This is a genomic window from Sinimarinibacterium arenosum, assembly GCF_005047655.1.
Classification (GTDB): domain Bacteria; phylum Pseudomonadota; class Gammaproteobacteria; order Nevskiales; family Nevskiaceae; genus Solimonas.
On the sequence record NZ_SUKF01000005.1, the window covers coordinates 285,287 to 303,522 of the forward strand.

At 65.1% G+C, this 18,236-nt stretch carries 14 protein-coding genes; 1 reads left to right on the top strand and 13 read right to left on the bottom strand.

The window, feature by feature from the left end:
- Nucleotides 1-174: 174 nt before the first annotated feature.
- The 12 genes from katG to E4T66_RS12360 all read right to left on the bottom strand — a co-directional run bounded on the left by katG (nt 175) and on the right by E4T66_RS12360 (nt 13,554).
- Complete coding sequence (katG, locus tag E4T66_RS12310) at nt 175-2,358, bottom strand: catalase/peroxidase HPI (RefSeq protein WP_136849340.1); 2,184 nt, start codon at nt 2,356-2,358, stop codon at nt 175-177.
- Nucleotides 2,359-2,509: 151 nt separating this feature from the next.
- Nucleotides 2,510-3,097, bottom strand: coding sequence for an SAM-dependent methyltransferase (locus tag E4T66_RS12315; protein WP_136849341.1), 588 nt, complete (start codon nt 3,095-3,097; stop codon nt 2,510-2,512).
- A gap of 17 nt (nt 3,098-3,114) precedes the next feature.
- Nucleotides 3,115-3,846 carry a queuosine precursor transporter gene (locus E4T66_RS12320; protein WP_136849342.1) on the bottom strand — a complete coding sequence of 244 codons (732 nt, stop codon included), beginning with the start codon at nt 3,844-3,846 and terminating at the stop codon, nt 3,115-3,117.
- Between the two features lie 81 nt (nt 3,847-3,927).
- Complete coding sequence (locus E4T66_RS12325) at nt 3,928-5,097, bottom strand: osmoprotectant NAGGN system M42 family peptidase (protein WP_136849343.1); 1,170 nt, start codon at nt 5,095-5,097, stop codon at nt 3,928-3,930.
- Entirely contained in the window at nt 5,069-6,871 is a 1,803-nt protein-coding gene (gene ngg, locus E4T66_RS12330; RefSeq protein ID WP_136849344.1) for an N-acetylglutaminylglutamine synthetase, read from the bottom strand. The genes E4T66_RS12325 and ngg overlap by 29 nt, the downstream gene beginning before the upstream one ends.
- 10 nt (nt 6,872-6,881) lie before the next feature.
- Nucleotides 6,882-8,666 carry an N-acetylglutaminylglutamine amidotransferase gene (locus tag E4T66_RS12335; RefSeq protein WP_136849345.1) on the bottom strand — a complete coding sequence of 595 codons (1,785 nt, stop codon included), beginning with the start codon at nt 8,664-8,666 and terminating at the stop codon, nt 6,882-6,884.
- A gap of 8 nt (nt 8,667-8,674) precedes the next feature.
- Nucleotides 8,675-9,169, bottom strand: coding sequence for a MarR family winged helix-turn-helix transcriptional regulator (locus E4T66_RS21355; RefSeq protein ID WP_169577597.1), 495 nt, complete (start codon nt 9,167-9,169; stop codon nt 8,675-8,677).
- Between the two features lie 109 nt (nt 9,170-9,278).
- On the bottom strand, nt 9,279-10,043 hold the full coding sequence (locus tag E4T66_RS21360; protein WP_169577598.1) for a hypothetical protein: 765 nt from the start codon (nt 10,041-10,043) through the stop codon (nt 9,279-9,281).
- On the bottom strand, nt 10,040-10,240 hold the full coding sequence (locus tag E4T66_RS12345; RefSeq protein WP_136849347.1) for a hypothetical protein: 201 nt from the start codon (nt 10,238-10,240) through the stop codon (nt 10,040-10,042). The genes E4T66_RS21360 and E4T66_RS12345 overlap by 4 nt, the downstream gene beginning before the upstream one ends.
- 56 nt (nt 10,241-10,296) lie before the next feature.
- A complete protein-coding gene (locus E4T66_RS12350; RefSeq protein WP_136849348.1) occupies nt 10,297-11,238 on the bottom strand; it encodes a hypothetical protein in 942 nt (313 codons plus the stop codon).
- A 27-nt stretch (nt 11,239-11,265) separates the two neighbouring features.
- Nucleotides 11,266-12,945, bottom strand: a complete 1,680-nt coding sequence (locus E4T66_RS12355) for a hypothetical protein (RefSeq protein WP_211242891.1) — start codon at nt 12,943-12,945, stop codon at nt 11,266-11,268.
- Between the two features lie 27 nt (nt 12,946-12,972).
- Nucleotides 12,973-13,554, bottom strand: a complete 582-nt coding sequence (locus tag E4T66_RS12360) for a hypothetical protein (RefSeq protein ID WP_136849350.1) — start codon at nt 13,552-13,554, stop codon at nt 12,973-12,975.
- A 280-nt stretch (nt 13,555-13,834) separates the two neighbouring features.
- On the opposite strand from E4T66_RS12360, the gene E4T66_RS12365 reads away from it, so the two are divergent.
- Nucleotides 13,835-16,558: a tetratricopeptide repeat protein gene (locus E4T66_RS12365; protein ID WP_136849351.1), complete on the top strand. Its 2,724-nt coding sequence runs from the start codon at nt 13,835-13,837 to the stop codon at nt 16,556-16,558.
- A gap of 102 nt (nt 16,559-16,660) precedes the next feature.
- Here the strand turns inward: E4T66_RS12365 and E4T66_RS12370 are convergent, their stop codons facing one another.
- Nucleotides 16,661-18,097: a T-complex 10 C-terminal domain-containing protein gene (locus E4T66_RS12370; RefSeq protein ID WP_136849352.1), complete on the bottom strand. Its 1,437-nt coding sequence runs from the start codon at nt 18,095-18,097 to the stop codon at nt 16,661-16,663.
- Between the last annotated feature and the right edge of the window lie 139 nt (nt 18,098-18,236).

The window sequence follows — 18,236 nt, forward strand, 5'->3', positions numbered from 1 at the left end:
ACATCTGCGGCAAGGCTCCGGGTGAAGGCGCGCATTGTGCCTGAGCCGCCAGCCCTGCCATAGCCCTGGAACGGCAAAGGCCGGCCCGGGAGACCCCGGACCGGCCCTATTAAAGCCCCACTCACTCAAGACTGCGGGACAGCCCTCGTTGACGTGACCCTCTTCGTCAGACGCTCAGGTAAGGTCGAAACGATCCAGGTTCATGACCTTGCCCCAGGCGGCGGCGAAGTCCTGCACGAACTTTTCCTTCGCATCATCGGCGGCGTAGACCTCGGCCAAGGCACGCAACTGTGAATTGGAGCCGAACACCAGATCGACACGGGTCGCGGTCCACCGAACCTTGCCCGTCGCGCGGTCGCGAATCTCGTAGACACCCGCGGTCGATGACGGCATCCACTCGGCCCCCATGTCGAGCAGCTTGACGAAGAAATCGTTGCTCAGCACACCCGGACGCTGCGTCAACACACCGTGCGGCGATTGCCCGGTATTCGCGCCCAGTACCCGCAGGCCGCCAACCAGCACCGTCATCTCCGGCGCCGTCAGCGTGAGCAACTGCGCGCGATCGATCAGTGCAGCCTCTGCGCGCACCGGATAGCCAGGCGCCAGGTAGTTGCGGAAGCCGTCGGCCTTCGGCTCCAGCGGCGCGAACGACTCGACGTCGGTCTGCGCCTGCGACGCGTCGGTGCGACCCGGCGAGAACGGCACCTTCACGTCATACCCGGCCTGCTTCGCCGCTGTCTCGATCGCTGCGCAACCGCCCAGCACGATCAGATCGGCCAGTGACACGGTTTTGCCACCGGCGTTGAACGTGCTGCGGAGGGTCTCCAGTTCGGCCAGCACTTTGGCCAGTTGTTCCGGCTGATTGACCGCCCAGTCCTTCTGCGGCGCCAGACGAATGCGTGCGCCATTGGCACCGCCGCGCTTGTCCGAACCGCGGAAGGTCGAAGCCGACGCCCAAGCCGTCGCTACCAGCTGCGGAACGGTCAGCCCCGACGCCAGGATTTTGGCCTTCAGCGTCGCGATGTCCTTGTCGTCGATCAACGGGTGATCGACCGCCGGCACCGGGTCCTGCCAGATCAGTTCTTCCTTCGGCACCAGCGGGCCGAGATAGCGCGAGACCGGCCCCATGTCGCGATGCGTCAGCTTGAACCAGGCGCGGGCGAAAGCATCGGCAAAGGCGTCCGGATCGTCCTTGAAGCGGCGCGAGATCTTCTCGTAGGCCGGGTCCATGCGCATCGACATGTCGGCCGTGGTCATGATGATCGGCACGCGCTTGGACGCATCGTGCGCGGCTGGTGCCATGTTCGTGTCGTTCGCCGTCTTCGGCGTCCACTGGTGCGCGCCGGCCGGGCTCTTCACCAGCTCCCACTCGTTGCCGAACAGCACGTCGAAATAGCCGGAGTCCCATTGGGTCGGGTTCGGCGTCCACGAGCCTTCGATGCCGCTGGTGATGGTGTCGTCACCCTTGCCGCTGCGGTACCGGCTGACCCAGCCCAGGCCCTGCGCCTCAACGTCCGCGCCTTCCGGCTCCGGTCCCAGCAGCGCGGCGTCGCCGGCACCGTGGCATTTGCCGAAAGTGTGCCCGCCGGCGGTCAGCGCAACGGTTTCCTCATCGTTCATTGCCATGCGCGCGAAGGTCTCGCGCACGTCTCGGCCGGAGCCGATCGGATCCGGATTGCCGTTGGGGCCTTCCGGGTTCACATAGATCAGCCCCATCTGCACTGCACCCAGCGGATCGTCCAGATGGCGATCACCGGTGTAGCGCTTGTCACCCAGCCACTCGGACTCGGGGCCCCAGTTGATGTCCTCGCTCGGCTCCCATACATCCGGGCGGCCGCCGGCGAAGCCGAAGGTCTTCAGGCCCATCGATTCGAGAGCGACCGTGCCGGCCAGGATCATCAGATCGGCCCAGGAAATCTTCTTTCCGTACTTCTGCTTGATCGGCCACAACAGGCGGCGCGCCTTGTCGAGATTGGCGTTGTCCGGCCAGCTGTTCAGCGGTGCGAAGCGCTGCTCGCCGGAACCGGCGCCGCCGCGCCCGTCGGACGTACGGTAGGTCCCCGCGCTATGCCAGGCCATGCGGATGAAGAACGGACCGTAGTGCCCGTAATCGGCCGGCCACCAGTCCTGCGAATCGGTCATCAGCGCGTGCAGATCCTTGACCACCGCATCCAGATCGAGCGTCTTGAACGCCTCGCGATAGTCGAACGACGAATCCATCGGATCGGACTTGGACGAATGCTGGTGCAGCACCTTCAGGTTCAGCTGGTTCGGCCACCAGTCCGCATTCGTCTGCGAACCTGCCACTGCATTACCGCTACCGCCATGCACAACGGGACACTTGCTTTCGGAAGACATCGCGCGCTCCTCAAATCGTCGGGTGGGCTTGCTACGGCGATGACAGTACCGATTGCGAGATATTTAATAAAATTGATTGTTGGTAATTGTTTGATTGTTTTTGACTATGTTCGTGCCGGAAGTGCGGCGTCATGCCGCCCGACGGCAGTGCCTAGATCTTCTTGCGCCTGATGAACTGGACCACGGCGGCCTCGCCGGTGTGGTAGCTGCCTTCACGCACCTCGCGGACCTGCTCGCGCAGCAGCACCGGTTCGCAGTTCGGGAAGCCCTGCGTGATCTTGGCCGGCGTCATCAGCAGATCCAGATCCTTGGGACCGCCGGTATCGCGGCCCAGCTGATCCTCCGAATACGCCTCCAGCAGGATCAGTCCGCCGGGCTTCAACGATCGCTCAACCAGCGGATAGAGGCGGTTGCGGATCACACTCGGCAGGTGCGCAAAAATGGAGATCACCGCGCCGTAGGCGCCGGGCTCCGGTTCGAACTCGGCGAGATCCGCCACCAATGTCTGAATCTCGACGCCCTTGGACTGGGCCAGCGCCTGCGCCTTGGCCAGGCCCACCTCGGAACTGTCGACGCCGAGCACCTTCAGACCCAGCGACGCCAGGTACACACTGTTGCGACCCTCGCCTTCGGCCAGTGACAGCACCGGACCGTGCAGCATCCCGGCGTTCTCGGCCAGAAACGTATTGGGCTCGGTGCCGTAAATGTATTCCTTGGCGGCGTATCGTTCATTCCACATCGGATGCTCCTGCGCGCTTATTCCTGAACCTTGTGCCGGTGACCTTCATCCTTCAGCGAGAACGGTGTGAAGTGGGTACCGTCATCGTAGATGTCCACGCCCTCGGCGTGCTTGAGACGACCGACAACGAAGTAAGTCACCGGCGTGAACACCACTTCGACCGACAGCTTCATCAGGAAGTTGAAGATCACCACCGCGATCAGCGCGTCGTTGGTCCAGACGCCGAAGAACGCGATCGGATAGAACAGCAGCGAGTCGGCGCCCTGTCCGGCGATCGTCGAACCGATCGTGCGCGTCCACAGAAACCGCCCTTGCGTCCACAGCTTCATCTTCGCCATCACGTAGGAATTGACGAAGTCACCGACCCAGTACGCGAGAATGCTGGCGGCAACGATGCGTGGTGTGCTGCCGAAGACGATCTCCAGCGCCGGCTGCAGGGTCTGGTTCCACGGTTCGTCCGGGCTTGGTGTCATGCCGACGACGATGGTCGACATGATCGTGGCGAAAATCATCGCGCCAAAGCCGGCCCAGATCGCCCGCCGCGCGCGGGCGTAGCCGTACACCTCGGTCAGCACGTCGCCGAAGATATAGGCAACCGGAAAGAACAGATTGCCGGCGCCGAAGCTCAGCGGTCCGAACAGCGGCAGGTCGACCGTGCAGACCTTGCCTGGCCCGATCAGGTTCGAGCACAGCAGCACCGCCACCATGCCCGCGACCAGAAAGTCGTAATACCGAAACGCGCGCTGCATGGCGCTCCTCGTGGCTCGATGCGCCCAAGCTAACCGATCGCCCGCCGCTCGGGAATACGTGCGGCGGGCAAAGCGCTGCGCCTACAGGAATTCCTTCGGATGCGGCAGCGGCTCTGGCGCCTCCAGGTCTTCCGGCTTCCACTGATGTGGAAAGCCCTCGATCGAACCCACCACCTTGCGATCACGGGCAATCACCGGACCATTCTGGGCGTACAGCGAAAGCAGTTCGGCAATCGAGACCAAAGCCGACATGTGCGTACGCTCGTAGCCATGCGACGAATCCGCGCCAAAGCCGATCAGCGCATGACGGATGTCGAAGCCCGCGCGCAGCGCCGCAGCCGAGTCGGAGAAGTAGTACGGAAACACATCGCGCTGGTGATCGACGCCGTGCTTCTGGCACAGACCGATCAGCTCGCGCGTCAAGTGATAGTCGAATGGACCGCTGGAATCGCAGATCGCAATCGTCACCCCGTGCTCGCGCGAATTCTGGCCTGGCGCCGGAATCGCGATGTCGATGCCGATCATCTCGCTGATCTTGTCATCGAGAATCGCGGAGGCGCCGAAACCGACTTCCTCGGTGACGGTAAACATCGGATGAAAATACACCGGCAGCGTCACGCCGGATTCGACGATGGCCTTGACCGCGGCCAGCAACGCCGCAACGCCGGCCTTGTCGTCGAGATGCCGCGACGAGATGTACCCGTTCTCGTGAATCTCGGGCTGTGGATCGATCGCGATGAAATCGCCAACGTTGATGCCGAGCTTCCGCAACGCTTCAGTGCTCTGAGCGTACTCGTCGATGCGTAGCTCGACATGGTCCCAGGAGATCGGCTGGGTATCGACACCGTCATTGAACGCATGACCCGAGGCCATCAGCGGCAGCACCGTGCCACGGTAAGAGTTGTGATCACAGAACAGCGTGACCCGTGCGCCCTCGGCGAAGCGGCTCGACCAGGTACCCAGCGGCAGCATCGACAATCGACCATTGGGCTTGAGCGAGCGCACCGTCGCCCCCAGCGTATCCAGATGCGCAACGACGGCACAGGCGGGACGATCAGTCTCACCCTTGATCGTCGCGCGGATCGCACCACGCCGGGTGATCTCGTACGGCACGCCCAACTCGTCGAGCTTGCCGCAGGTGTAGTGCACCACTTCGTCGGTCAGCCCGACCGGGCTGGGAATCGCCAGCAGCTCCAGCATTGTCTGTCGCAGGTACTGCGCATCAATGGGTAGTTTCTGCGTCTTGGGCATAGGTCGTCTCGCGCGTGATGCTGAATGGGAACATGAAATCGAGAAAGCGCTCGGCGGTCGGTTGCGGCTCGTGATTGGCCAGCCCGGGGCGCTCATTGGCCTCGACAATGACGTAGTCGGACAGCGCCGGCGAGCGCACCAGAAAATCCAGACCGGTGACCGGAATCTCCAGCGCCTTGGCGGCATCCACTGCCGCCGCGCACAAGCGCGGATGCAAAAAGTGGGTGACATCGTGCAGCGTCCCGCCGGTATGCAGATTGGCGGTCTTGCGTACCGCCAGCTCGACACCTTCGTCGAGCACGGCATCCATCGCGTATCCGGCCAGGCGCACGCAGCGCTCGGTCTCCGCATCCATCGGAATCGTTGACTCCCCTCCGGTTGCGGCAGCACGACGGCGCGACAGCTTGGCGATCAGCTCAGCGATACTGTGCTGACCGTCGCCGGTGACGACCGGTGGCTTGCGCAAAGCCGCAGCGACCACCTTGTAGCCGATCACCACAATGCGCAGATCCTGCCCCGGGCAGTAGCGTTCAATCAGCACCGTGCTATCGAACTGGCGTGCCCGCTCGATGGCCTCGCGCATCTCGCCGGCATCACGCAGATCCACGCTGATGCCCTGGCCCTGCTCACCGTCGGACGGTTTGACCACAACCGCTCCGTGCTGCTGAAGAAAGGCGACATCATCATCGCTGCCATCGGCCTCGCGCTGCTCCGGCACCGCCAGACCCGCTGCCGAAAGAATGCGCTGGGTCACGCGCTTGTCCTGGCAGCGCGACATCGCTATCGCCGTCGTCAGCTCCGACAACGACTCGCGGCAGGTGACGGAACGCCCACCGAGAGTGAGCCGGAAATAGCCCGCGGACGCATCCAGAATTTCGACGTCGACGCCGCGGCGTCGTGCGGCATTGACGATGATCCGCGCGTAGATATTGAGCGCCGCGTCATCTGGCGCCGGACTGGTGAACAGACGTTCGTTGATCGCGTTCTTGCGCTTGATCGAAAACACCGGCACGCGCTCGAAACCCAGCTTTTCATACAGTGCGATCGCCTGCTCGTTGTCGTGCATCACCGACAGATCCATGAACGCACGATCACGCAGACGGAAATGCTCGGCCAGATGGCACACCAGCGCCTGACCGATTCCCGGCATCGTCGCGCCCGGGTCAACCGCCAGACACCAGAGACTGGAGCCTCCTTCTGGATCGCCGAACGCATGCACGTGATCGACGCCGGTCACCGTTCCCAGAATCGCGCCGCTGAACGGATCTTCGGCAACCAGATACGTGATGTTGGGCGAGTCACGATGCGTCCACAGGAACCCGGGATCAGCCGGCACCATCTGGCGTGCAAGGTAGATGCGGTTGATCGCCTCGGCATCTTCCATCGAATTCAGGCGACGGATGCGGTATGCGACCGCGACATCATCGGGCATCGCGAAGGACTGCAGCGCCAGACGGAACGTATGTGATGGATCGAGAAACAGCTGCTGCGGTGCCTGCGCCAGGATCACATGCGGGTCCCGCACATAAATCGCGATGTTGCGCGCGCCCGCACGCTCGCCCTGGACCTCTCGTGCAACGTCTTCCGGCTGCGCGTAGGTATGCGCCAGGATCAGCTTGCCCCAGCCGCATTCCAGTGCCACATCCTGCCGGTTCGGCTGATCCGCCTCATCGGCAAACGCCGGCCGGTGATGCGCCAGACTCGAAGGACCGATCACCGCATCGCGATCCTTCACGCGGCTACGTGAGCCCGCCCGGGGTTTTTTCGATGTCATGTCGGCACTCCTAGACTTTATGTGCCTGCAACCAGCCTTCCAGCGCAGCCAGTTGCCACAGCTTGGATCCACGCAGCGGCGTGATGTGCGCCTCGGGGTCCCGATACAGCATGTCGATGTAGCTGCGTTGAAACAGCTGGCGCTCACGCGCGACCGGCGCATCCAGCAGCGAACGCGCGTAGTCGAGAAAATCCCCCTGCAGATACTTCAGCGCCGGCACCGGGAAATATCCCTTGGGCCGGTCGATCACCGCCGCCGGAATCACCTTGCGCGCGGCTTCCTTGAGCACGTATTTGCCGCCCATCTCCGGTTGATCCGGCGCGATCTTGTATCGCCCTGGCGTACGTGCGGCCAGCTCCACCATCTCGTGGTCGAGAAACGGCACGCGGGCTTCCAGACCCCACGCCATCGTCATGTTGTCGACGCGCTTGACCGGGTCGTCGACCAGCATGATGTTGGTATCCAGCCGCAGCGCCTTGTCGATCGCATCCGGCGCGTGCGCCTGCGCAAAGTGTGCGCGCACGAACTCCAGCGAATGGTCGCTGCCGAGAAAACGCGGATCGACCACCTGCGCATACTCCGCTTGCGTACGATCGAAGAACGCCTGCCGGTAGGTGTCCAGTGGGTCGTCGGTCTGCATCATCGGCGGATACCAGTGATAGCCGCCGAAGACTTCGTCCGCGCCCTGTCCGCTCTGCACCACCTTGCTGTGCCTGGACACCGCCTCGGACAGCAGATAGAACGCGACGCAGTCGTGCGACACCATCGGTTCGCTCATCGCGGCGATCGCCTCGGGCAGCCGCGGCAGCAAGGTGCGGCTGTCGATGAAGATCTTTTCGTGATCGGTGGCGAAATGCTCGGCGACGATGTCCGAGTACTGGAACTCGTTGCCAGCTTCGGTGCCGACATCCTCGAAGCCGATCGAATACGTGCGCAGGTTCGACCCTGCTTCCGCCATCAGGCCAACGATCAGGCTGGAGTCGACGCCACCCGACAACAGCGCGCCGACCGGTTCGTCCGACACCAGCCGTCGCTTCACCGCCAGACGCAGCGCATCCAGCGTCAGATCGCGCCAGTCCTCGAAGCTGCGCGCCTCGTCGTCGGCGTCGCGCTCGAACGAGGGCGACCAGTAGGTTTCCTCGCGCGTCTTTCCATCGGCTTCGACGAACATCAGCGTCGCCGGCGCCAGCTTGCGCACGCCCTGCAGGATCGTATGCGGCGCCGGCACCACGGCGTGGAAGTGCAGATAGTGATGCAGCGCGACCGGGTCAATGTCGCGGTCGACGTCACCGGCCTGCAGTAACGCCGGCAAGGTCGAGGCGAAACGCAGTCGTGCGCCCTTGCGTGTCCAGTACAGGGGCTTGATGCCGAGACGGTCGCGCGCCAACAGCATGCGGCCCGAATCGCGCTCCCAGATTGCGAAAGCGAACATGCCGTGCAGGCGCTGGACGAACTGCGCGCCCCAGCAGTGGTAGGCCTTCAGCAGAACCTCGGTATCGCCTTCGGACCAGAACGAATACCCCAGGCCCTTCAGCTCAGCGCGCAGCTCGGGATGGTTATAGACCGCACCGTTGAAGACGATGCCGAGCCCCAGCGTGTTGTCGATCATCGGCTGCTGCGCATGCTCCGACAGATCCATGATGCGCAGCCGTCGTTGTCCGACCGCCAGCGGACCCATCTGGAACAGACCCGCACCATCGGGGCCCCGACGCGCCTGCGCGTCGGTCATCTTCGCAACTGCACCGATATCGGCGAGCTGTCCATCGTATCGGCGCTCGCCGGCGAAACCACACATCGCAACTCCTAGTTTGGTTGATCCATCAGTTCACTGGCCTGCGGCACAGACACGCCGCGTGCCTCAGAGTGGGGTTCGGTTCGCATCAAACTGCCGATGCGCTCGACCGCAGCCAGCAGTGCCTCGCGCTCGGCCTCCGGCAACGCCGCAAAACCACGCACGAAGTCGTCGCGCATCAAGGCTGGCGCCACATTAAGGCGATCACGTCCCTGCGGCGTCAGCGTCACCAGCACGCGGCGCCGATCCTCGATCGCACGCATGCGCGCGATCAGGCCGCGGTCTTCGAGGCGATCAAGAATGGAGGTCACGGTGCCCTGGGTCAGGCTGACGCGGTCGGCCAGGCGCCCGGCCGTGATCGGCGCGGTTTCATTGCGCAACGCTTCAAGCAGCAGCAGTTGCGGCAGGGTCAGCCCAGCACTGTGCTCGATTGCCTTGGAGTAGGAATCGAGCGACTGCGCGATACGGCGCAGGGCACCCAGCAATGGCAGAACGTGAGAGGACATGGCAGATGCTTTGAACTCAAAGCATTGTGGCCGCAGCGTCCCTCCGATGCAAGCTGGAACGACCCAAGCCTTTGAGTCCGCCGCCGTTTCTTTGCCTTCGAGAGAAGGATCAGCGGCGCTGCAGAATGATCTTGCGGCCGTTGCCCTCCAGCACCAGATAGGCGCCGGAGAATCGATACGCGGTGGCCGGGGCGAACGCCGGCTGCCCGTCGGCGCGCAGATACAGGGTGCCGTCGCGCCCCTGCCACTGGCCGCTGAATTCGATCGTGCGGCCGCCATCGTGGCTCCAGCCGCTGCCCCCGCCAGCGGACTCGACCCATTGCAGGACACGGCCATCCGCGTCCAGTTGCATCGTGCGGCGTGTGGCAAACGAGGCAATGCCCGAACCGCCGGGGCTGTTGATGACCTCCTCGTGGATCCACACGCCGATCAGGCGCGCGTCCAAGGCGCCGTCACTGCCGACACCGGGTGCACCAGACGCAGCCTCGTCCCGCGCGCTCGCGGTCTCGCGGACGAAACGCACCTGCCGTTCGCTGCTCTGCCCGCTGAACGGATTGGTGATCTTCACCGTGGCATCGAATGCATCCGCATCGAGACGCCCGACGATCGTGCCCAGTGCAATGCCGTACTCCGCATCGCTGATCTGCAGCACCAGCGGTTCGAGTTGCGCCGGGCCGCGCAGCAGCAGACGGATCGCACCTTCGTTCAGTTCGCCGTTGATGACGGCATCGGTCTGCTGCAGGTCCATCACGGAGGCAATGCCGTCGACGACGGCGACATACCGGCCCATGGAAACGGTCGCCGCATCCGCCGCCGCGGAACACAGCACGCTCACGACCAGCGCGATCAACCAGCGATGCAGCCTGGATTTCATCGGTCGATCTCGACACGGCCGCGCAGACGATCGACCTGCGCCACACCGGACGCGTCGAACCCGTCGTTCGCCGAGATTGCCGAAACGCTGGTCGACGCCAGCGCGCTACAGCGTGCCACTCCGGCCGGCACGTTGAGCTCGACGCGGTTCCCCGCACGGCTGGCGCGATCGATCACCGGCCCATCCGGCGAACGCATCGCGGACTGAATCCGGGTCGCGCCGACGGCTGGGCGATTGCGATGCGCCGGCACGTTCAGTCCCGCAGCCGGACATCCACCACGACCTGATTGTTTTCGAAGCGCAGTTCGTCGAACCTGCGTCCGTCGTTGACCCGCGCGAACAGCTGCGTGCGGTCGACCAGATCGGTTTTCGGAAACGACGCCATCGGCGTCTTCCGGCGAACGATCGCGTAAGCAACGAACTCCGCACGCGGCGCCAGTCGCGGGACGTCGATGCCCGCGTTCAGATCGAGCGAGCTGGAGATCGGAAACGCGTACTCGCCGTGCGTGTCAGCACACACCGGAGCCAGGTCTGGCGTGGACGCTAGACGGCCGACACAGAACTCGCGCGGATCGAGGAACGTGAAATCGCCCTTGAACGGTGCGTTCGGCGGAAAGCCGAAGATGAGCTGTGTCGCTTCGGAGTCGCGCGTGCCGATATTGCGGACACGCACGCGGATTGACGCCGCCTGCGGCCCCAGCGGCACATTCAGCGTGCTGCTGCCGGAACAGCCGGAGGACACCCCGTCGGTGCAGCCGTGCGCCTCGATCAAGGTCACCTCGAGATCCGGCTTGCCGGCGTCGGTCGCCGCGCGACGGCAAACGAAACTTCCGTCCGTTTTGCGGATCGGCGAGCCGCCGTTGAAACAGACCGGTTTCGCGCTTTCGCCCAGATCGCCGTCGACACAGAAGAAACGTCCATCCGCGCTGCGTACGAGCGTCTGTGCGCCGTTGCAGTTCGGCACGCGCCGACTCTCGTCCGCGTCGAGTCCCACGACGGGACGCACACAGATCAGCTTGCCGTCGATTAACGCCCGCACCTCCCCGGCGTTCGGACACGCCAGCTTCTGCGCGCTCCGATCGGTCGAGAAGCGGGGATCGAACTGGGCCGTTGCCATTGTGGCAGCACTCAATCCGATGACTACCAATACCGTCATCGCCAATTGCCGCAATCCGAGCCATCGCTTTGTGTTCATGATGCCGGTCTCCTGAGTTCGATCACGTCACACACGCCCGAGCATCAGGCTTTCCTCGATGGCTTCACGCTGATCCGCCGGCTCGTTGCCAACGCGCAGCTTCAGGTCGCCGCGCTTGGGCGTGCGCAGCCAGTGCGAGCGTTCCAGGCGTTTGATGATCGCGTTGACGTCGCTGTTGGGGTCGACGCGCTGGTGCCACAGCTCCAGCAGCGACTCCACCGTCTTCGAGCGGCGACCGGGTGAATCCGGCGTGTCGTAACTCAGCGGCAGCGACGGCGTCACCAGAATCAGCAGCGATTCCTGGCGCTGCGAATCGACGCTGTGACTGGTCAGCCAGTTGGCGACCGGAACGTCGCCGACCACCGGCACCTTGGAGAACGACTTGTCCTGCACTTGCTCGGACAGTGCGCTGAGCACCAGGGTCTGACCGAACTCGACATCGGCGGTCGCGCCGACCGACTGGCGGAACAGCGCCAGCGAATTCTCGAACGTGCCGATCTGCTCCTGGGTCAGGAACGAGCGCGAGGCGTCGAGCCGGAACGTCACCCGCCGGTTGTCGATGTATTCCGGTGTCACCACCAGCTGCACCCCCACATCAATCGGCTGCAGACTGCCGAGATTGACGCCGCTGACTTCGACGTTGATCGTGCGCCCGGCGAAGAACTGCGACTCGCGCCCAAGGTGGGCCGTGATCGACGGTCGCGCCACCACGTTGTAGTACTGCCCCGAGTCGTTGAACAGATTGAGGCTGTAGTCGAGTTGCGGACTGGAGATCTGTGAGGTGATCGTGCGCGTGCTCTGTCGCGTGAGTCCCTCGCTGAACTGCTGCAGCACGTTCGAGTAGCCGTACAGCACGCGCAGGCCGTCGAACAGATTCACGCCGCGGTTCTTATTGTTCAGCATCGAGCTGAGCAGGATCGTGACCTCGACCACGACCTGCGTCGGCGCCGGCTCGGGCCTGGCCGCGCGTACCGGCGCCGCAGCGGTGTCGTCGATGCCGGCATCCGATGCCGTCCCGGTATCGGCCTGCGCCAGTTCGAGATACTCCGCCACGCGGCGCTCGAAGTAGGCGTCCTCGGCCGGGTCGTCGTTGAGTCGCGCGGCACGGCGCGCCATCGTCATCGCTTCCGGTTCTCCCTGCACCGCCAGCGCCAACGCCGCCAGACGCTGTGCGTCCTCCCGTTCCGAAGCGAGCTGGACCGTACGCTTGGCCGCGAGGTACAGCAGCGGCGTGTCCTGCCGGTGGTAGGACGCGACGCCCAGACCGTAGAACGCCTCCCAGCGCTGCGGCTGATCCAGCGCCGCCTCGGCAAAGCGCGACTGCGCCGCCGCCCAGTCGCCCCGCTCCAGCTCGAGCGCGCCCAGTCGCAGCAGGGCCCAGTAATTGCCGCTGGCAAAGCGGGCCGCATTGGCATAACCGACTTCGGCCAGCTGCAGCCTGGCGCGGTCGGTCTTGCGCGCACTGTTCTCCTGCGCCAGCGCGTACAGGAACTGCAGATGACCGTTACGCAGGTCCTGCTGCACCAGCCGCGCCAAGGGCGGCTCCGCGTCCGCCCACGCGCCGCCACGCAAGGCCGCGGCGGCTACCGACCAATCATCGGCCGGGGCGCCCGTCGCGACATCACGCTGCGGTTGCATCGCACAGGCGCCCAGCCCCAGCGTCAGCGCCGCGACTGAGAACATGCGGACGGTCGAAAGTCTTTGCATCATGTCATCCCCCTGGAAATGGTCGCGCTAGCGGCAGCGCAGCCGCTGTATGCCGTTGAGATCGGTTTCACTGGTCGGCACCGCCTGGCGGCCGCAGCAATAGGCCTGGTCGCCGGCGGCGACGATGGTTCCGGCCGGCGCGCAGACCGTGTTGAAATCGACGACTCCGCTGGTGTTGCGCGCCTGCGGCGAGAAGCGGCGGGTCCAGTACAGGCCGCGGCGCAAGCGGTCCTGCGCCTTGTCCCATTCAACGGCGCAGAACGCGCCGTTGCCGGCACCGCCGGCTGCGGAATTCGAACATCCGCGCCCCTGCGGATGCAGGAAGCAGCAACTGTCGTGTTCGATGCTGCCGGCGCTGACCATGCACTCCAGCTCGCTGGTGCCGAGCGCCGGCCGGCAGTACGCGACCCGGCCGGCGGGTCCGCCCAACTGGCTGCAGCCGTCCCCGGTGGCGCCGAAGCAATACGGCGAAACCCGCGCCGCAGCCGGCACACCAGGCGGGGTCATCTGCGATTGCGACGGCACGCTGATCGCGGCCAGCAGCAGCACCGCGACGATGCCGCCGGACAGCCCGCGGACGCCCCGGCACAGGGCCGCCAGCCGCTTCAAGATCGCACCCGGGCGCCCGCCGTTCGCGCGGCGCGGTACAGATGCAATGGGGATCGGACAGCGTGGCGGAACATGGCTCCTCCTGGTCGATGGGCCGCAGACTGATCCCGTGCCGGTTCGAAATCCTGACCAATCGCCGACGAATTTCCGACGATTTGCGTCCATGCCCTTCCGGCCCGCGGAAACACGGCAAAGCCGGACTACAATCCCGGCGACGACGCATCTGTCCGTGGAATCGAATGAGGGGATTCGATGAGCGCCAACAGCACCCGAAGCATTCATGCCGCACACCACTGAACCCGGCGCGACCACGACCAGCGCCGTGCGCGGCATGCGCTGGCGTTTCGGGCGTTGCGGCTTCGACGGCTCCAGCCTGAGCCTGAGCGTCGACGATCAGATCGTGCCGCTGGAACCCAAGCCGCTCGAACTGCTGATGTTCCTGCTGCTGCACGCCGGCGAAGTCGTCACTAAAGAGGAGTTACACGAAAACATCTGGCCGGGCCGGGTGCTGTCCGAATCGGTGTTGACCAAATGCGTCGCGCGGCTGCGCAGCGCGATCGGGGACGCCGACCAGTCGATGATCCGGACCGTGCACGGCTATGGCTACCGCTTCGCCGCGGAGTTGAGCGTCGAGACCGCCACACCGGAGGCGCCGGCCCCGGCACTAGGGCTGCAGGCCGGCGATGCGCCACCGCTGCGCCCGCTGTGGCGCCTGCTCCGGCCGCTGGGTCACGGCGGCAGCAGCGAAGTCTGGCTCGCCGAGCACAGCAAGACGCGCGAGCAGCGCGTGTTCAAGTTCGCCCTGGGGCCGGACCAGCTGTCCGCGCTCAAACGGGAGATCACGCTGTTCCGCCTGTTGCAGCAGACCTACGGCGAGCGCCGTGACGTCGTCAGGCTGCTGGACTGGAATCTCGACGATCCGCCGTACTTCATCGAAACCGAACTCGTCGCCGGCGGCACCCTGCCGGACTGGTGCGAGGCCCAGGGCGGGATTGCGACAGTGCCCACGGCGACGCGACTGGAACTGATCGCCCAGGCCGCCGAGGCGCTGGCCGCGGCACACACCGCCGGCATCCTGCACCGCGATCTGAAGCCGGCGAACCTGCTTATCGACACCTCTGCCGAGCGCCCGCAGGTCAAGCTCGGCGATCTCGGCTGCGGACAGGCGCTGGATGCCCATCAGCTGCATCAGCTGTCGATCACGCGCATGGGCTTCACCCAGGCCCTTGACGGATCGACCGAAGGTACGCCGCTGTACCTCTCGCCGGAACGGCTGGCGGGTCAGCCGCCCACCGCCAAATCCGACATCTATGCGCTGGGCGTCATGCTGTATCAGGTGCTGGCGGCGGACTGGCGCCGACCGCTGGCGCCCGGCTGGGAACGCGACATTGACGATCCTCTGCTGCGCGACGACATCGCCGCAGCTGCCGCCGGTCGCGCCGAGGAACGCATCGGTGATGCTGCCGAGCTGGCGTGGAACCTGCGCCACATGCGCGAACGCCACCAACGGCGCGAACATGAAACCGCGCAACAGCTTGAAGCCGAACGTCTGCGCAGCGCACTGGACCGCAGTCGTCAACGCAGGGGCTTCACCCGTGCACTGGTTGCGGTGCTGATCGTCGGCATCTGTGCAACCAGTTTCGGTCTGTGGCGCGCACGCGAAGAAAGACGGCAAGCCATTGCAGCGCGCGAGGAAGCGAGCGCCGCCGTGCGCTTTCTCAGCGATGACGTACTGGCCGCAACCGATCCGTTCGGGGGCGGGCGACCGCGCCTGAGCCTGCATGGACTGCTCGACGAAGCGGCTCCCAAACTTGTCCAACAACTCGACCGCTTCCCGGTCGCGCGCGCGCAGATCGGCCTGGCCATGGGCCGCGCCTACGAAGGTCTGGGCGACTGGAGCGGCGCGCGACAACGGCTGGAAACCGCGCTCAAGGAAGCAGTCGGCGCGCTGGGCGAAGAAGCTGACTTGAGCCTGGCGATCGCCGATCGCCTGGCCTATGTCAGCCTGTTGCAGAGCCGCTACGACGAATCCGAGCGTTTGTTCGAGAAGGTCTACAGGATCCGCAGCGCGCGTTTCGGGGAACACCATCCGGATACGCTGGCCACCCGTGACGGCATGGCGTGGCTGGAATACGAGCGCGGACACTATGCCGACGCCGCGCAGCGCTATGAAGCGCTGATCAAGGACTACGGCGACACCGATCCGGAGGGCCTGACCAGCGTGCGCTGGAGCCTCGCTGACTGCGATCTGGAACTCAACCGCAGCGCCAAAGCCGAGCAGCTGATGCGTATGGTGATCGCCAACTCCACTGCCCTGCAGGGCGCGCACCACCCACGCGTGCTGTGGCAGATGACCACGCTGGGCGACGTGCTGATGACGCAGGGTCGCTATGACGAGGCGGCGCAGATCTTTGATCAGGCTTACACGGGGCTGGTCGCAACGGTGGGCGAAACCCATCCCTACACACTGACCGCGCTGCATTTTCGCGGGGTGCTGCAGCTCGAACGCGGTGATCCGGTGGCGGCGCTACCGCTGCTGCGTCGCGCCTACGAGAATCGGGCCGGCATCCACGGTGAGGACCATGTCTGGACGCGGTTCTCCGCCAACCGTGTCGGCGAAGCGCTGATCCAGCTGGGCCTGGTGTCCGAGGCGCTGCCGTTGCTGCAGAAGACCTACGCCGCCGCTGTCGCAGCACAGGGGCCGGCGCATCCCAATGTACTGCTGATTGTCCACAGCTACGCCGATGCATTGATCGCTGCCGGCCACAACGAAGAGGCCGAATCGCTGCTGCTGCGTGCGCTGGCCGACAGTCAGCAGTCGCTACCGTCCGACAATCTGCGCATCGCCTACCTTCGCCAGAGCCTGGGTGAACTGCGCGCGCAACAACACCGAACGGAGGACGCGAAGCGCGAGTTGACCGCCGCGCATGCCATCTATGTCACCGCACTCGGCGCCGCCCATCCGCAGACCCAGCGCGCCGAGGAACGTCTGCGCCACATCTGATTCAGGGCACTGACGGCCCACAAAAAAACCGGAGCTCGAGTGGAGCTCCGGCCAGGTTCGCTGCAATTCGACGGCGCCATGCCGTCACGACCGCGGCACGCGCTACTTGTCCTTGGACGACTGCGTGTCGTCGGAGTCGTCGTCATCGCCCTCGTCCGCCGAACGCCCGCCGTTCAGATCCGTCTGCGATCCGACTCTGCCCAGCGTGTCACCGACACGATCCTGTTCGCGTCCGGGACCGGTATTGACCGTTTCGTCCGGACCCGGATCGACCGCGCCCAGACTGCCATTGAACTTGGGTCCCGAAACCGAGCCGCTTTCGCGGATGCCCGAACCCACCGGCTGTCCGAACAGGCTGTGCCCCATCGACTGCTGCGACGGCACCGCGCCCGAGCGGGCGACGCCGCTGCCGGTCTCGCCGCGATCCGGATTCACCGTGCCACCCGCCTTGGCCGCCTCCTTGATCTGGAAGTTCTTGTCGCCCAGCTTCTGACGGAGAAACTCTTCCTTGCTGACGTTGCCGTGGTCCTTGTCCGGGTCGGGCCGGCCCGCGGCCTCCTGCTGGTCGATCACCTTGCCGTCCTTGTCGTGCGTCACCGAGCTGCCGTCCGGCTGAATGGTTTCGCGCGTACCGTCCGGCTTTCTGACGTCGACCGAGCCGTCCGGATGCACCGTCGCCGAATGGCTGCAGGCATCGTTGTGACAGATCAGCTTGTCGTCCTTGGGCGGCTTGGCCTCGTCGCCACCGCCCGCGGGCTTGCCAGCGCCCGGCGTCTCGCCCTTGGAAATCGCATCGATCTCCTCGAAGCGCTTGCCGCCCATCACCAGGCCGGTAACCCTGCGCTCGTTCAGGCCGAGGTCCTTCGCCAGCGTGCCCTTGCCCCGGTTCTTCAGCTCTCCGTCCTGGAACGAGCCGGTCGGACTGGTGAGGCCTTCACCGTCAGCGATCGCGCCCTTGTCGATTCCGCGCGAGCGAGAATCGCTGGCCGCGGCCGCCTCACCCAGCGGGCCACCCATGCTGCCGCCGGTCAGGCCCTTCACGGGATTGCGCGCGCCGGCCGAAATGGCGGCGTCCGAGACTGCTTTGTCATCGATCTGCGGCCGCTCCCCGAAACCGTTGTCGAACTTCGGGCGTTGCGACGCCTTGTCCGCGGTTTCGTTGATCAGCAGCGTGTTGGCCGAACCATCACGAATATTGCCGGCGTCCTTCAACGCTTGCGCCGGATCGGACGACTTCGATCCCGAGCTGGTCTTGACACCGCTGCGGTCGTCCCGGCTCAGGCCGGGCAGGCTCGGCTGCGGGCCGCCAGGGGCTTCCTCGTTAACGTCCTTCTTCTGATCCGGTCCGTCCTTGGGATCCTGGAGCTTCACATCGGCCTTGAGCTTCGTCTGTGCCGACACGGCCGGCTTGGGGGCCTTCTTCTGGCTGGTGGCCAGATCCTTGTCGCCAGCCTGGGCGGGCCCTGCCAGCACCAGGCTCAACAGCGTCGCGGCGGCCAGGCCGCGCAACAGCGGCGCGGCGGTTTCTTCGGTATTCATGACAGGTCTCTCCTTCAGTCGGGTGCGGCATCGATTGCGCGCAGCCCAACAGTAAGCAGACCGTTCCACCGAATCCTGACCAAACCCCGCCGAAGCCCCGACGATTTACGTCCGCCGCCATTGCCGGGGCCCGCATTGT

Coding starts and splice junctions, on each gene's coding strand:
- E4T66_RS12370 (WP_136849352.1), bottom strand. CDS start 18,097: ATGAATACCGAAGAAACCGCCGCGCCGCTGTTGCGCGGCCTGGCCGCC.
- E4T66_RS12325 (WP_136849343.1), bottom strand. CDS start 5,097: ATGCCCAAGACGCAGAAACTACCCATTGATGCGCAGTACCTGCGACAG.
- E4T66_RS12320 (WP_136849342.1), bottom strand. CDS start 3,846: ATGCAGCGCGCGTTTCGGTATTACGACTTTCTGGTCGCGGGCATGGTG.
- ngg (WP_136849344.1), bottom strand. CDS start 6,871: ATGACATCGAAAAAACCCCGGGCGGGCTCACGTAGCCGCGTGAAGGAT.
- E4T66_RS12355 (WP_211242891.1), bottom strand. CDS start 12,945: ATGCAAAGACTTTCGACCGTCCGCATGTTCTCAGTCGCGGCGCTGACG.
- E4T66_RS21360 (WP_169577598.1), bottom strand. CDS start 10,043: ATGAAATCCAGGCTGCATCGCTGGTTGATCGCGCTGGTCGTGAGCGTG.
- katG (WP_136849340.1), bottom strand. CDS start 2,358: ATGTCTTCCGAAAGCAAGTGTCCCGTTGTGCATGGCGGTAGCGGTAAT.
- E4T66_RS21355 (WP_169577597.1), bottom strand. CDS start 9,169: ATGTCCTCTCACGTTCTGCCATTGCTGGGTGCCCTGCGCCGTATCGCG.
- E4T66_RS12365 (WP_136849351.1), top strand. CDS start 13,835: ATGCCGCACACCACTGAACCCGGCGCGACCACGACCAGCGCCGTGCGC.
- E4T66_RS12345 (WP_136849347.1), bottom strand. CDS start 10,240: ATGCGTTCGCCGGATGGGCCGGTGATCGATCGCGCCAGCCGTGCGGGG.
- E4T66_RS12315 (WP_136849341.1), bottom strand. CDS start 3,097: ATGTGGAATGAACGATACGCCGCCAAGGAATACATTTACGGCACCGAG.
- E4T66_RS12335 (WP_136849345.1), bottom strand. CDS start 8,666: ATGTGTGGTTTCGCCGGCGAGCGCCGATACGATGGACAGCTCGCCGAT.
- E4T66_RS12350 (WP_136849348.1), bottom strand. CDS start 11,238: ATGAACACAAAGCGATGGCTCGGATTGCGGCAATTGGCGATGACGGTA.